General features: G+C 69.8%; 17 protein-coding genes. 11 read left to right on the top strand and 6 right to left on the bottom strand.

Translation table 11 applies throughout. From position 1 onward, the window contains the following. Positions 1-19: 19 nt before the first annotated feature. Positions 20-412: a DUF5997 family protein gene (locus OG896_RS40265; RefSeq protein WP_329373551.1), complete on the bottom strand. Its 393-nt coding sequence runs from the start codon at positions 410-412 to the stop codon at positions 20-22. Between the two features lie 59 nt (positions 413-471). On the opposite strand from OG896_RS40265, the gene OG896_RS40260 reads away from it, so the two are divergent. The 6 genes from OG896_RS40260 (at position 472) to OG896_RS40235 (ending at position 5,286) form a co-directional block, all read left to right on the top strand. Further along, positions 472-1,320, top strand: coding sequence for a LysR family substrate-binding domain-containing protein (locus tag OG896_RS40260; protein WP_329373549.1), 849 nt, complete (start codon positions 472-474; stop codon positions 1,318-1,320). 392 nt (positions 1,321-1,712) lie between these two features. Beyond that, positions 1,713-2,294: a carboxymuconolactone decarboxylase family protein gene (locus tag OG896_RS40255; protein WP_329373547.1), complete on the top strand. Its 582-nt coding sequence runs from the start codon at positions 1,713-1,715 to the stop codon at positions 2,292-2,294. Beyond that, positions 2,291-3,151 (top strand): RNA polymerase sigma-70 factor, encoded by an 861-nt coding sequence (locus OG896_RS40250; RefSeq protein WP_329373545.1) that lies wholly within the window; start codon positions 2,291-2,293, stop codon positions 3,149-3,151. The genes OG896_RS40255 and OG896_RS40250 overlap by 4 nt, the downstream gene beginning before the upstream one ends. A 279-nt stretch (positions 3,152-3,430) precedes the next feature. Further along, entirely contained in the window at positions 3,431-3,571 is a 141-nt protein-coding gene (locus tag OG896_RS40245; protein ID WP_329373543.1) for a hypothetical protein, read from the top strand. A 73-nt stretch (positions 3,572-3,644) separates the two neighbouring features. Next, on the top strand, positions 3,645-4,379 hold the full coding sequence (locus OG896_RS40240; RefSeq protein WP_329373541.1) for a Type 1 glutamine amidotransferase-like domain-containing protein: 735 nt from the start codon (positions 3,645-3,647) through the stop codon (positions 4,377-4,379). 328 nt (positions 4,380-4,707) lie between these two features. Continuing rightward, a complete protein-coding gene (locus tag OG896_RS40235; protein WP_329373539.1) occupies positions 4,708-5,286 on the top strand; it encodes a dienelactone hydrolase family protein in 579 nt (192 codons plus the stop codon). A 24-nt stretch (positions 5,287-5,310) separates the two neighbouring features. On the opposite strand, the gene OG896_RS40230 is transcribed toward OG896_RS40235, so the two are convergent. Both OG896_RS40230 and OG896_RS40225 read right to left on the bottom strand, forming a co-directional pair. Continuing rightward, on the bottom strand, positions 5,311-5,493 hold the full coding sequence (locus OG896_RS40230; RefSeq protein WP_329373537.1) for a hypothetical protein: 183 nt from the start codon (positions 5,491-5,493) through the stop codon (positions 5,311-5,313). Between the two features lie 784 nt (positions 5,494-6,277). Then, complete coding sequence (locus OG896_RS40225) at positions 6,278-6,478, bottom strand: hypothetical protein (RefSeq protein ID WP_329374585.1); 201 nt, start codon at positions 6,476-6,478, stop codon at positions 6,278-6,280. Between the two features lie 465 nt (positions 6,479-6,943). Here OG896_RS40225 and OG896_RS40220 point away from each other — a divergent pair, with 465 nt between their 5' ends. The 4 genes from OG896_RS40220 (at position 6,944) to OG896_RS40205 (ending at position 10,029) form a co-directional block, all read left to right on the top strand. Beyond that, the gene (locus OG896_RS40220; RefSeq protein ID WP_329373535.1) at positions 6,944-7,735 is read left to right on the top strand and encodes an HAD family hydrolase; all 792 of its coding nucleotides are present in this window, start codon (positions 6,944-6,946) and stop codon (positions 7,733-7,735) included. A 268-nt stretch (positions 7,736-8,003) separates the two neighbouring features. Next, positions 8,004-8,210: a hypothetical protein gene (locus OG896_RS40565; RefSeq protein ID WP_443057219.1), complete on the top strand. Its 207-nt coding sequence runs from the start codon at positions 8,004-8,006 to the stop codon at positions 8,208-8,210. A 298-nt stretch (positions 8,211-8,508) separates the two neighbouring features. Then, positions 8,509-9,432: a CDP-diacylglycerol diphosphatase gene (locus OG896_RS40210; protein ID WP_329373533.1), complete on the top strand. Its 924-nt coding sequence runs from the start codon at positions 8,509-8,511 to the stop codon at positions 9,430-9,432. A 321-nt stretch (positions 9,433-9,753) separates the two neighbouring features. Beyond that, entirely contained in the window at positions 9,754-10,029 is a 276-nt protein-coding gene (locus OG896_RS40205) for a hypothetical protein (RefSeq protein WP_329373531.1), read from the top strand. Between the two features lie 89 nt (positions 10,030-10,118). On the opposite strand, the gene OG896_RS40200 is transcribed toward OG896_RS40205, so the two are convergent. Then, the gene (locus tag OG896_RS40200; RefSeq protein ID WP_329373530.1) at positions 10,119-10,400 is read right to left on the bottom strand and encodes a DUF2087 domain-containing protein; all 282 of its coding nucleotides are present in this window, start codon (positions 10,398-10,400) and stop codon (positions 10,119-10,121) included. Positions 10,401-10,630: 230 nt separating this feature from the next. Here OG896_RS40200 and OG896_RS40195 point away from each other — a divergent pair, with 230 nt between their 5' ends. Beyond that, entirely contained in the window at positions 10,631-11,020 is a 390-nt protein-coding gene (locus tag OG896_RS40195) for a peptidase inhibitor family I36 protein (RefSeq protein ID WP_329373527.1), read from the top strand. A gap of 43 nt (positions 11,021-11,063) precedes the next feature. Here the strand turns inward: OG896_RS40195 and OG896_RS40190 are convergent, their stop codons facing one another. Further along, positions 11,064-11,618, bottom strand: coding sequence for a hypothetical protein (locus OG896_RS40190; protein WP_329373525.1), 555 nt, complete (start codon positions 11,616-11,618; stop codon positions 11,064-11,066). A 14-nt stretch (positions 11,619-11,632) separates the two neighbouring features. Next, entirely contained in the window at positions 11,633-14,209 is a 2,577-nt protein-coding gene (locus tag OG896_RS40185) for a DNA/RNA non-specific endonuclease (protein ID WP_329373524.1), read from the bottom strand. Between the last annotated feature and the right edge of the window lie 50 nt (positions 14,210-14,259).

Genomic DNA, 14,259 nt, shown 5'->3' with positions numbered 1-14,259 from the left:
TGGCGAGGGCGGTGCCGGTTCAGCGGGTACGGGCGGCGCGCTCCGCGTTCTTCTCCTTGATCCGCACCGCTTCCTTGCGGAACTCGGCCTGCACGGCGCGCTCCTGGACCAGCCACTCCGGCTGGTCCTGCTTCAGCGCCTCGATCTCCTCGGTGGTGAGCGCCTCGGTGACGCCGCCACGCGCGAGGCCCGTGATGGACACGCCGAGCTTCGACGCGACCACCGGCCGAGGGTGCGGTCCGTTGCGCCGCAGTTCCACCAGCCACTCGGGGGGCTCGGCCTGGAGTGCGCTCAGCTCGGTGCGGGAGACGACACCCTCCTGGAACTCGGGGGGTGTGGCCTGGAGGTACACACCCAGTTTCTTCGCCGCTGTCGCGGGCTTCATGGTCTGGGTGGTCTGCTGCGACGTCATGCCGTCAAGGGTAACGAGCGCGCGTGCCGCCTCCGACCACCAACGGATAACCTTCTGTGGTGACAGGTTCGGAAGTGCCCCCTCCTTCGTTTTCGTTCCGGCTCGCCTACGTTCCGGGCGTGACGCCGACCAAGTGGACGCGGATCTGGAACGAGCGCCTGCCGGAGATCCCGCTCACCTTGGTGCCGGTGAGCGCCGCGGAGGCGTTCGGCGTGCTGCGGGACGGCGGCGAGTCCGGCGCGGACGCCGGTTTCGTACGGCTGCCGGTCGACGGGCCGGACCTCAGCGCGATCCCCCTCTACACGGAGACAACGGTGGTCGTCGTCCCCAAGGACCACCTCGTGGCGGCGGTCGACGAGGTGACCTTGGACGACCTCGCCGACGAGGTCGTACTGAACCCTCTGGACTCCACCCTTGCCTGGGAGACCCTGCCGGGACAGCCCGCGAAGGAGCGCCCCGCCACCACCGTGGACGCCGTGGAACTGGTCGCGGCAGGCGTGGGCCTGCTGGTCGTCCCCCAGTCCCTGGCCCGGTTGCACCACCGCAGGGACCTCACCTACCGGCCGGTCCTGGACGCCCCCGAGTCCCGAGTCGCCCTGTCCTGGCCGCAGGAGGAGACCACCGACCTGGTGGAACACCTCATCGGCATCGTGCGCGGGCGCACCGTCAACAGCACCCGCGGTCGCCCGCTTCCGGCCCGGAACGCACAGGGCAGGCAGGGAACGCAGGGCACGCAGGGCACGGACAAGGGCAAGGGCAAGCGCCCCGACAAGGCGGCGGAAGGGCGCCGCAAGCCCGCGCGCGGCGGGTCGGGTTCCGGGTCCGGGTCCGGTTCCGGAGCGAAGCCCACCGGCAAGAGCGGCAGTACGGGCGGCGCCAGGCGCGGTAAACCCCGCCGCCGTCCGTAGCCCGTCCAGGTGCCCGGCCCCCGTCCCCCGTACGTCGGCGACGGCACGTACCGGACCGCGCCGCACTCCCCTCTTTCCAGACGGACGGCCCTGCCTCGATGTCGACTTGCGGGACGGCAATCAGGGGCGTGGCAGGTCACCGGCTCTCCCGGGCTCTCCGGAGCATGACCGGCCGCACCAGGAGCTACGTCGTGCAGTCGCCAGGGGCCTCGCGTACGTGCGGCTGACGATCTCGGGGCCGGCCCGGGGGCCCGTGGAGATCCGCGAGGAACAGCAGCAGTTACGAACAGGCCGCGGGCGCACATCGGGGCGGCGGTGGTTGTCACATGCGCGGACCGGGCGGTGTCTTCATGCCGAACAGCCCCACAGGGACGCATGCAAGGAGAGACACCATGACACTGCGACTGCCGAAGGCCGAGCTCCCCGCCGAGCTCGAGGAGAGCATGATCAAGCAACTGGGCGCCGTGCCCGAGAACGTCGAAGTGCTGTGGCACAGCCCTCGGATGGCCCAGGACAATCTGGAGTTCGGCGCCAAGGTGGGGGCGTGGGACGCGGTCGACCCGGGCCTGAAGTCGTTCGCGCACATGGCCGTCGCGTCGCAGGTCGGCTGCAGTTGGTGCCTGGACGTCGGCTATTTCCAGGCGCAGAACGAGAACCTGGACCTGGCCAAGGCGAGCCAGGTGCCGCGCTGGCATGAAGCGGACGTGTTCACGCCGCTGGAGCGCGACGTCATGGGGTACTCCGAGGCGATGACGAACACACCGCCGACGGTCACCGACGAGCAGTACGCCGCCCTTCTCGAGCGGCTCGGGACGTCGGCGATGGTGGAGCTCACCGCGTTCATCGCCTACGTCAACCTGGCGACCAGGGCCAACGTGGCGAACGGGGTCACCTCCCAGGGATTCTCCGACGCCTGCGAGACCCCGCTGGCCAACCGCCCGGCGACGACGTCCCGCGTAGGGTCCTCGCAATGACCGAGGACCCGTTCGTCGCCCACCGCAGCCTGCTGTTCACCGTCGCCTACGAGATGCTCGGCTCCGCGGCCGATGCGGAGGACGTGCTGCAGGAGACCTGGCTGCGGTGGGCCGACGTCGACCGGTCGCAGGTCCACGATCCGCGGGCGTACCTCGTCCGGGCCGTCACCCGGCAGGCGCTCAACCGCATACGCACGCTCTCCCGTCGCCGCGAGGACTATGTCGGCGAGTGGCTGCCCGAACCCTTGCTGACCCATCCCGATGTCGCCGACGACGTCGAACTCGCGGAGACGGTTTCCATCGCGATGCTGACCGTCCTGGAGACGCTCGGACCGGTGGAACGCGCGGTGTTCGTCCTCCGCGAGGTCTTCGACATGCCGTACGACGAGGTCGCCGAGGCCGTGGGCAAGACTGCCGCCGCCGTTCGGCAGATCGCCCGCCGGGCCCGGAACCACGTCGCCGCCCGGCAACCACGCGTCAGCGTGAGCCGGTCGGAGCACCAGGCCGTGGTGGACCGGTTCATCGCCGCTCTGCACACCGGGCGCATCCAGGACCTTCTGGAGATCATGGCGCCGGATGTGGTCTTCATCGCCGACGGCGGAGGACTCACGGCCGCCGCGCTGACCCCCCTCCACGGGGCCGAGCTCGTGGCGACCATGCTCGCCGGCACCGACCGGTCCAAGACCGCGACCACGCCGACGTGGCTCAACGGCAGCCCCGCGATCCAGATCGCATCCGACAGCGGACGGGCCGCGGTCAGCCTCGTGATCGAGAAGGGACGCATCACCCGGATCTACGCGACATCCAATCCGCAGAAGCTGACACGAATCGACAAACCCACTGATCTCATGAGGTAGACCGTGATGCGGGTGTTCCGGGCACGACACGCCCGGAACCCCGCCCACAGCGCCGTGGCAAGCCCTGCGGTGACGTCAGAACGCGTGGATACCACCCGACTGTGACACCGGGCGCCTCCCCAACCCGTGTAGGGCCGACGCCGCAGCTCGTGGATGAAGCCGGCGGCCCCAACTCGCCCTCTCCGCGCCACGGCCACGTGTCCCGATGGTCCAAATCCGGCGCCCTTCCGTACAGACGGCCTGGCCATCCGATCGGCTGCGCCACATTGGAGCGAGCGGATGCTCCGGGACCGGGTATCCGATCCGTCGCTGATCCTGCTACCGGACACGACGCCGCAGCTCCAGCAGCGGCCGTCGATGCCGCCGGTGCGGCCGCAGATCGCCCTCGGGCCGATGCTGAATGTCAGTGCCGAGTACTAGGGTCCGAGACCCGGCCGGCACCCCTGGTGGGCGCGTCGGGCATCTCATCAGGGCACCCCAGGAAGGCAAGGCCATGAAAGCTCTCCTCACGTCATCCGGTATCCAGAACCGCAGCATCCGCGGCGCGCTGGAGGATCTGCTGGGCAAACCGATCGCCGAATCCAACGCCCTGTTCATCCCCACCGCCGTCTATCCCTTCCCCGGTGGCCCCGGGATGGCCTGGCGAGCGCTCAGCGGCCAGGGTTCGTCGCTGCTGGCTGATCTGGGCTGGAAGTCCCTGGGGGTCCTGGAGCTGTCGGTGCTGCCGAGCATCGAGGAGGCCGCCTGGGTACCGACGGTGCGGGACGCCGACGCGCTGCTGGTGTGGGGCGGCGACCCCTTGTTCCTGGCCGGCTGGATGCGCCGCTCCGGATTGACCGACCTACTGCCGTCGCTGCGCCCCGAGGCGGTGTACGTGGGGGTGAGTGCCGGGAGCATCGCCGCCACCACCACTTTCGTCGAGACCTACGACGAGCCGCCCCGCGGGAACGAAGGGCCGGTGAGTTCGGAGAAGGTCGTCTTCGCCACGCCCGACGGGGACGTCGACCGGCTCCTCGTCACGGGCCGTGGAGCGGGGCTCGTCGACTTCGCGGTGATCCCGCACCTGGAGAACCCGCGCCATCCCGACGCCTCCCTGGCCAACGCCGAGAAGTGGGCGGCACACATTCCCGCCCCGACGTACGCGATCGACGATGAGAGTGCCGTCAAGGTGGTCGACGGCACCGTCGAGGTCGTCTCCGAGGGGCAGTGGAAGCTGTTTCAGCCCTAGCCGGCGTGTCTCATTCGAGGTCGTGCCCGCATCATGATCGGTCCAGCGTGCCCCCGACTCGTCGTCAGCCCTGACCGCCACGGGGTCGTCGGCCGCGCCGACTCGCGCGCCTCCTCGCGGACCTGGCCGACGCCACCACCCGGACCAGCACGTTCTGCGAGGCCCCGGGCCAGGTACGGCCGTGCGGAACCGGCGCAGTTGACCTGCGCCCTGCCGAACGGGCACGAGGGGACCGGCCCCGGCCGATTCTCTGACACGCTGCCACATGAGATTGAGGTGCATGTGATGCGCAGCTCCGAAGCGTCACCCGGCTGCGCACAAGCCCGAGTTGCTCGACGGCGACCCCGCCCCGGCCCCCGACGGCGCCGGCGAACGCGGCTCCGATCTGGACTCGGCGATGAGCCACGGCATCCCGAAACTGGCGGAGGCCGGCCACGAGTTCCCCTTCGTGATCGCCACCCCGCAGTGCCCCGAATCCAGCCAATGGATCGCCGAGGTGGACACGCTTGGCGGGCTCCTGGACGACGTCGCCGCCGACTACCGCATCGGTCCCTCCCGCATCTACGTCACCGGCCTGAGCATGGGCGGCTTCGGCACCTGGAGCCTGGCCGTCCGCCATCCCGAGCGCTTCGCCGCCATCGTCTCGATCTGCGGAGGTCTGCGGGACCGAGGCGTCGACCGCATTCGTCACCTACCGGTCTGGACCTTTCACGGCGAGGAGGACACGACCGTCCCGATCAAGTTCACCGAGGAGATCGTGGCAGGGCTTGAGGCCCTCGGCTCGGACGTCCGCTTCACCCGGTACCCGGGGGTGGGGCACGACTCCTGGACCCGGACATACGACGACCCCGATTTCTACGACTGGCTCCTCGCCCATCACCGCACCGACCGGGCTGGTGAGAGCTGACCGCGCGGTCATACGGAACAACCGTCAGGCGTCCACCGACTTGGTGGACGGCCGCACCACCACGGCAGCGATGGTGCGGGTGGCGACGTCGACCAGTCCGTTGTCGAGGTGGCTGGGAGCTGACCGTTGACCGGTGGTCAGGGTCTTCTGGTTGCGGGTAGCCGGGCTGGTGCTGTCATTCCCTGCCGGGCATCCGCTGACTGTCACCGTGAGCCCTGGCATGATGGGTGCCATGACGCTGACCCGAAAGGCCGATGGCGCGTAGGCCGCCCGGCGCCATCCGCGCTCAGCGGTGGCCGGCCCGCACCAGCATTCGTCCCGTCCGTCAGATTCCGGGCATTCCCCGCCGGACTCAGACAGCCATCAAGCAGATCGAAGCCCGCTATCTGGGGCACGGTGTTGTTGCTGACGCCCTGCACCAGTACGAGAGTTTTCTCCGCAGGCCCGGCCGGCACCTGTATCTGCCCTGGCACGATTGCCCTTGTTGCGACCCGTTGGACGCTCGGGACACCCTCGAAGAAGCGCTCCGTCGGCTCCCGCCCGCAGCGCGGGGAGGGCTGGGCGCTATCGTCGCCCGACTCGATGCGGAGTTCCTGCGTCGCACACTGCCCGATCCAAGGGCCGCATCCCTGAGTTCATGGCATGCGGCAGCGTGGTGGCGGCAGCGGATTCGGGAAATGTGACCGTCCTTCCACCCCCGGGCGACGTCCTCCTTGCCTGGGACGAGACGGACATCATCGAGCACGCGCTTGTCATCGCCCTCTATCACCGCCAACGACCTGCGGACGGGAAGCCGTTGGCGGACAGGTGCCGACCTCTCTTCGACGAGCTTCGTCGCGTCAGCTCGACGGAGCAGCCCGCGGTACCCGATCCTCGCGGGCTCGTCGCCGACAGCGTGCGGCTGCGGCCGGGCGGGTAGACCGCGTCCTGGTCTCGGGGCTCTGCACGTCCGCTGCCCGGCCTTCCGCCCGGTTCAGAGCGCTTCCCGTTCCTAGTCACCGCCGCCAGTGGTCCCCTTCAGGCTCCGGCGCCGCTTCCTGTCCGAATCCGAACGACGCACCAGATCGCCCGCAGCAAGCGTCACGGTCGCCACGCCGCGGACCCAGCGGGGCCCGCCGCGCTCCGCCCACACCACACATACGCACCCGCCGACGGCAAGCACCAGAACTCCGAGCAGCACCAGACCGACCACGATCTCCCCCTCTGTTGCGGTCATCCGCATGGTCCCGTCCATCGTCTCAGACCGGCCAGGAGATTGGCTGACACGCCGTTCGGGTCGATCGCGCGGAGCGGGCCCTATCCGATCCCAGCCGTTCCGCCGAGCAGGTCCGGAGCGGGTGAGCGAGGTTGTGGAGTTCGTTCACCTGCTCGTAGAAGTTCACGTTCTCCCGCGTCGGGCGGGCTCGCCCCCGGTTGGGGCCGTGGCCGACCACGGCGTACCGAAAGGACTCGACCGTCCGACCGTCGCGTCCTCGCTGTCCGGCCGGTCCCCCGCCGGCCAAGAAGCGTCGTCCGCAGCAGGCTTCGGCCCCCGTCGTCGCCGAAGCCGTCCTCACCCAGGAGAGGCGACGCTGATAAAGGCGCCGCGGCCGGCGGCGTGGGCCACTGGGCTCACTGAGGTTTTCTCAACGGAGATCACGTCCGCCGGCCGTTGAGGATGAGCGCGTCGGGAGACGTCCCGGGATTGACTCGTTGGGGTGCGGGTGGCAGCCTGCCAGCGATCGCAAACCGTCTGGTCAGGGGGGAGACCATGCCCTGCTTCAAAGCCGTCCTCCTCGACTGGGTCGGAACTCTCATCGTCCCGAAGTGGGGTCCGGGCCAGATACGGCCCAGGGGCGCCCAGTGGATCGAGCGGTCACTGCGGCACCTTCAACGCGATGTATCCGAGTCGGAGGTGCAGCGGATCAGCGCAGCCCTGAGTGTGGCGGGCCGGCTGTCGGAGGTCGAGCAAGGCTGGGCCGGAGCGGACCTTTCAGCCGCGGCACACTGTGAGAGCTACCTGCGGTGGGTGGACGCCGCGGGTATCGACTCGGACCTGGCCGACCAGATGTACGCGGCGCTGTCCGACGCCACCGACAACCCCTTTGCGGTCGATGCCGAGCCGACCCTCGCGGCGCTGAAGGCGGCCGGACTGAAGGTGGCGATCGTCAGCGACATCCACTTCGACATCCGCCCCGGCTTCATGAAGGCCGGCCTGGAGGAGTACGTCGACAGTTTCGTCCTCTCCTTCGAGCAAGGCGTGTGCAAACCCGACCCCGCTGTCTTCCGCGTTGCCCTTGACCAGCTCGGGGTGCGACCCGACGAGGCACTGATGGTCGGCGATCGCTCCAGCCATGACGGCGCGGCCGTCGAAGCCGGAATCGCGACGCTCCTGGTCCCGCCCTTGACGCACGTCACCGAGGAGCGGCTGCACCTCGTCCTCGCAGCCTGCGGCCTTCCCGTGCGTTGACGGGGCGTTACTCGTGGCATGGCATCGAGCGACCCATCGCGGATCGGCTACCGCGGGTCCGGTTGCGATCAGGCGTGAAGCCCCTGGTAGGGCAGGTCTCACCACAAGATCATGTCCGCAACCACCAGAGGCTTCGCGTTGGTCAACTATGGTGCCACGCTCGACGTTCCGCGCCACGTCGTGGAGTACCTGTCCCGCCCGCTGGCAGCGAACCGGCGGCGAATCGGCACTCCGCGCGGCAGTCCTGGAGCGCTGCCGACGCCAGGGCATGACCCACGTGGTCCTCGACGGCACCCTGATCGAGTCAGACCGCCTCGCTGGGGTCCGCGACAACGGCAACGACCTGTGGTTCAGCCAGAAGCACAAGGCATTCGGTGGCCACGTGCAGTTCCTGGCCGCTCCGGACGGCACCCCGCTGTGGGTCTCCGACGTCGAGCCGTTCCACGCCCGATCATCGCCGAGAAACCGTCACTGACTACCTGGCTTCCAATCCCAAGAAGCACGAGAACGTACGGCGCTGGCTCCACGTCGATCACGGTTCCCCGAACTCGGGCCGAAAGAGTTTCTCTCGGCGAACCGCCCAGCGTGTCGGCCGCCCTGACGGGCCGACAGTTCGATCGCGTCACGCGAAGCTCACTCATTCAGTCGATGGGCAGATTTCTCCCGGCCGCATATCCTGTGAGCGAATCAGTGCAGGGCAGGTTCCGGCCGGCTGTTCCGTTTCGCTCACCGCCACGAGCGAAATCATCGGCCACCACCAAGGGAGATCGCGCATGAACGACTCCGGCAACGCGCGCGAGGTGCCGCGCCGTCAATTCGTCGCGCTCTCCGGGGCCGTCGGTGCGGCGGCTCTCCTGGCCGGTGCGGGGCCGCTCGGGGGCGCCGCCTCGGCGGCCGACCCGGCGCACGCGGAGTCGCCGGCCGACTCCTGCCCCACCTCCCCTCCCGGGGCAGGTCCGAGCTCCTGCCCTCCGGCCCAGTTCCAGCCCCTCTGCGGTAAGCCCACCGACAAGGACCCGCTGTGGAACGACGTGCAGTTCTGCGTGCACGGGACCGTTCCGCCCCCGCCGCAACTCAAGCCCAACTGCCTCAAGATGAGCGCGGATTACATCATCCTGCACGGCATGCCCGAAACCCGGCACAACTATCTCCTGGTCCCCACGTGCCGGATCACCGGTATCGAATGCCCGTTTCTCGAGACCTCCGGTGCGGCGAACTACTGGGACGACGCGTGGCAGAACGCCCGGAGCGGCGGGAGCGTTCCGGTGCAGTACCCGAATATCGGATTGGGGATCAATTCGGCGCTCTCCCGCCAACTCCAGCAGTTGCACATCCACATGGCCGGCATCCGGCCGAGTACGCAGGCGCGGCTGCAGGACCTGGAAAAGATGTCCCGTATCGCCACTCAACCCTCGCACTGGGGTTCCCCGCAGTACCAAGCTGCCATCACCGGGGCCGAGGGCTCCGGAGACCGCACGTACCGGGTGCTCAAACTGCCCGACCTCGGGCAGAACCTCTTCACGCTGCTGTACCGGTACGTGGTGAACCCGGCTGGGCTGGACATGGCGAGGCAGACACTGATCGTGGTGCCGAAGATGACGGCCGCCGGGTTCGCCGGGTCCTTCTACGTCCTCAGCAGCGACGACTCGCTCCACGACGGCACGACCACGTGTGACCACCTGCTCGTGTACCGCTGACGCCGCTTCGGCAACGGCCTGCGGCCGGGCAGCGGCGGCCGTGGCCCTCGGGTCCGTACGGACGTGTGACGATGACGCGTATGTCGCGGTGGTGAGGCGGTGAGGCGGTGAGGCGGTGAGGCGGTCAACTGCCGGGCGGGTCGGCGTCGGTCGGTCCACCGTACGCTCGGCCGACCCGCCCGCGGCCCTACGAGTTGTACGGTTCAACGCTCACGGCAGGACCGACAGCTTCCCCACGTACGGCCGCGCGCACGCAAACGCAGGTGCCCCAGCACGCCGATCATCTCGACAAGGGAAACCAGGGTCGCCTACCGTGCGCGCATGGCTCTGCACATCACCGCGGACGACGTACAGCGCCTCATACGGGCCGACCCCGGCGAAGACCCCGGCCTCTACATCGTCACCGACGACGACGGCACCGAACACATCGCGGTGTGCCCCTGCGAAGGAACCCACTACGGCGCGATCATCAGCCGGACCGAGCTCATGGACCGCACTTCAGGGCACCCCGACACCACCGCCATCACCCAGTTCCTACCAGAACTACAAAACCGCACTGAAGCGATACATTCCGGCAAGACAGCCGACGCTTGGTGAGCCCACACCCGCAACGCCCCCACCAGGAAGCCCTCGTCACCGGCGCATGTCAACGGATGCGGCGGCCGGCTGCTGCCGGCGGGGTTTGCTCAGCGCAGGCGATGGTAGACCGCGCCGTCTTTGGTGCGCCCGAGGAAGCCCGCCTCGATCAGGTAGCGGCGCAGCGCGGAGGTGTCGTCGTGCACGGTGGCGATGGCCTCGTTCACCTCTTGCTCGGTGTAGTCACGGCCGGCCGTGAACAGGCGGGCGGTGAGGTAGTCGAGCAGTTGCTCGCGTCGGACGGGGCGACGCGGGATGGCGGTCAGCCGCCCGTGCGCGAACAGGTCGGCCACGCCGTGGGCCGCTTGGCGGACTTCGTCGTCGGTACTCACCAGGCCACCCTGCTGCCACCCGCCGCCGTCGGCAACGCATTTCCGAGCCGGCTCACGAACCGCGTCCGAACGCACACACGCCGCTCATCCGCCGCAGCCGCATGGGCAGAGCTCGGGGTCGGTAGCCGCACGCTCGTTGCGCTGGGGGCCAAGAGGTGTGCGCTGTCGGCGAATGAGGATTGAGGTGGGGGCGCTCAGAATCGGCTGGTGAGTCGATCGGAAGGAAAGAAATGCGCATTCGATCACGCGCGGCGCGGTGTGCCGCGGCTGCCGCTGTCACCGTCGGGGCAGTGACCGCCGCGACCGTCGCTCCGGCTTCGGCCGCGCCGTCCGGCATCAGCACGGGCGCCTGTCCCAGCAAGTACTTCTGCGCCTATCAATCCAGTGGTGACACCCATCCGTGCAAGTGGGAGGACGACGCCCCCGACTGGGACAACTGCTCCTGGGTGCAGGACGGGAAGTTCACGTACGCCGTCTTCAACAACGGCACCTCGGGCGCGGGTGTCACCCTGTATCGGAACCACAACTACAGTAGTCGCATCGGGAGTTGCGTTCCCCGGGGGAAGGTTGTCTACCTCGCCGACAACTACAGCCCCGGCTCATCGAAGTGGAACTGCTGACCGGTTGCCGAACGGTTCCCGGAGGGGGGACCCGGGGGGCAGATCAGGGTTCGGGGTTCCACAGGGGGTGACCGGGCCTGGGGCCGACCAGTTCGTCGAGGAACGCGTCATGCCCGCTGAGGGCGCGGTTCAGCAGGGCGACCATGCCCATGTCGTAGCGGTGCCAGTCCGCCTTGTCCCAGACCACGACCGGCCAGGTGTCCGGGTCCGCGGGCTGGGTCAGCCAGAAGCACTGCTCGCCGCCGACGCCGCCGCCCCAAGCGAGCAGGCCGCCGGGCTCGGGGTGGAAGGGGTACGGGAACGCGTCCGGGTACTTCTCCCGTAGGCCGCGCAGGAGGGCGCCGATCTCGGCGGCCGCGTCCAGCACGGGTCCCAGGGCGGCGATCCCGGTCCCGGTGCCGCACGGGGGCAGCGGGATCAGGGGGGTGAGCCGGCTGCCCACCGTCCCGGGCCCGTAGGCGTCGACGAACGCCCGGTAGTCGGCGGGCAGGTCGAGGCCGTACGCGGCCCGGGTGTCGGCCCAGGGCAGCGCCGGCCCGGCCGTCCCGGGCGCGGCCCCGGTGATCCGCGCGAACGCGGCGATGTCGTCCCGCACCACCGGACCACCACCTGTCAGGGACTGAGGTTCTTTCCGCCCTTCACATTCTGGACCGTGCCGCCGCCGGGCACCGCGAGCGGGTACGGATTCCCGCGGGAGTCCCAGGCGGTGATCTGGAAGGTGAACGCGTACGGGATCACCGCCGCGGTGTCCTTGTACTGGGCGGTCACCGTCATCCGTACGGTTCCGCGCTTGTTGAGGAAGGCGCGGACCGCCGTCTGGATGTCCGTCATCTCACCGACGTTCACGGGCGTGGCCCAGCACGGCGTGAGGTTGCGTTGGATGCCGCGGCCGCCGAACTCCTTGGGTATCAGGTGGCAGCTGTTGACCAGGACCCCCGGCACTCCCGGGAGCAGTGCCTTCGCGCGGTTGCGGGCCGTGGTCATGCCGGGGCTGTTGGAGTTGGAGGCGGTGCCCGTGCCCAGCGGATTCTTCAGGCACGCGGTGGCCGCGGTGGCCCGCTGGTGCGACCCGGTGGGGGCGTAGTAGATCCAGCCCGCCCCGCTGGACTCGGCGACGCCGGCCGGCGGACGCTGCGTCAGGCAGGTCGGCTTGCTGTCCGGCGTGGTGCTGGTCGACGGGGAGGGCGACGGCGAGGTCCCGCCGGAGACGCAGCGGGCGCCGACCTGGCTCGGGTCGGTCCACTGGTGGGTGCCGGAGCCATTGACGATGACGAGGCGGTCGACGCGGGGGCCGCCGCCGTTCGCCTCGCAGAGGCTGTCCCGCAGCTGCTGGAACTGCTGTCCTGTCGACAGGAGATGCTCCAGGTCCTGCGTGGTGGCCAGGTCCAGCAGCGGGCCCACGAACGGTTCGAGGTCGAGGCGCAGCACCCGTTCATATCCGGAGCGCACCCGCTGGCCCCCGCCGGCCGAGGAGTCCGGCTGCTCGCCGTTGAGTTGCGCGGCGCCGATGCGTGCCTGCGATCCGAGTTCGGCCGGGCTGCGGACCGTTTCCGTCTTCACGGCGCGTTTGGCCGGCCGGCCCTGCTCGGTGGTCGTGTAGAGGTAGTCCGCCGGGGGTGCCGCTCCTGCGGTCGTGGACGGCACGCTCCAGGTGACGTGTGCCTGCGGGTCGGCCAGGAGCAGAGCCGCGATCTGCTCCAGCACGCGCTGGTTCTCGACCTTGTCGGTGGTGGGGAGGATCGTCCGCAGGTCCTGCGGGTTGTCCAGCCGGCCGGAGTCGACGATCTCCCCCAGGTCGGGCAACTCGCCCTGGTCGTCGGCCCCTTCGAGCGCGTCGACCGACTTGCTGCCCGCCTCGGTGTCGCTCGTCGGCCGGTCCTTGGTCATCTGGTCCAGCAGTTTCGCCACGGTGGGCTTCAGGGGCGTGCCGACCGAGACGTCGTCCGGCTGGAGGTTGCGTGCGTGCAGCCGGCTGCCGACCTTCGGGTCGGAGCCGTACTCGGCGGCCGAGTACACCCAGGCGTAGTCGGTGTGGGTCACCGTCTTGCCGGGCGGGGCGATGTTGGGGCGGGAGCCGCTGACCGTCTTGGACTGCTTGGGCTGCAAGGTGCCCAGCGGGTGGGGCTGGTCGGGCACCTGCGGAAGGGTCAGGTAGAGCGTGGCCGCGCCCGCCTGGTCACCGCTGTTGGTGACCGTGAAGGAGTACGCGCACGGGTCGGTCGTGCACAGGTACGGCGAGTTGCTGGTGATCGTGAAGTCGGGCCCCATCGTCTTGGACGTCGCCTCGGCCGACGTGGCGGGCGGGACGGCGGTCGCCACGGCCGAGGCGGTGGTGGCGGGGACCGAGCCGGCCTGCTCGGTGGTGGCCGGCTTCGGCTCCAGCAGGAGGTAGCTGCTGTAGTCGCTGTCGTCGGCCGGCACGGCGTCCGTACGGGGGCCCGCCGGCACCGCCGCGTCCCCGGTGCGCCGGGCGGAGTGCCAGGTGGCGGACTTGACGGGGCTGTCGCCGCCGGGGTCGCCGCCGATGGCGAGGACGGAGTAGGGGGCCGCACTGGCGAGGACGACCGTCCAGCCCTGGGAGGTGTACGAGACCGCGTTGCGGCCCTGGAACGTCGCGCCGTCCTCCCGCACCGCCTCGGGGTCGGAGGTGACCTGGCGGACCAGCGCGGCGAGCGAGGCCGGCGTCAGCGAGCCGGCGTCCACCCCGAAGCCGTCGAGCATGTAGTAGCCGGAGCGCTTCTGCGGTGCCACCCAATGGCCGGTGCTGGTCAGGTCCGTGCCGAACAGGGGTTCCTGCTGTGCCCAGAACGCCGAGTCGCCCTTCAGGTAGAGCTGGTCGCCGGCCCACGCGAGGGTGGATTTCCCGGCCACCGGTTCGCTGAGGGTTCCCGACGCCTGTCCTGTGCTGGTGACCGTGAGGTTCGCCCGGGTCATGGACCGGTGCTCGGCCGGGGCGTAGACCATCGACAGGCTCACCGCGGGCAGGGCGCTCAACTCCCGTGCCGCAGACGCGCCCTGCCGGGCCGGTGACACGTGGGGAGCCGATGCCTCGTGCTTGGCGTCTCCGGACCCGCCCGATCCGCTGGACCCGCCCGGCCACAGCACGTAGAGCAGGCTCGCCAGTACGGCCAGTGCGACGCCCGTGGCCGTGAGGGACCGGGCGCGCGACTGCCGTAACCACTTGGCCACCGCGCGCGGGGACCCGGTCGGCGCGCCCGCCGTGGGCGGCCGGGCCGGCG

Origin of the sequence: Streptomyces sp. NBC_00669, from assembly GCF_036226785.1 — a bacterium.
In the GTDB taxonomy this organism is placed as follows: domain Bacteria; phylum Actinomycetota; class Actinomycetes; order Streptomycetales; family Streptomycetaceae; genus Actinacidiphila.
Note: the sequence above shows the minus strand (reverse complement) of the source record. Positions and strands in the feature narration are given on the sequence as shown.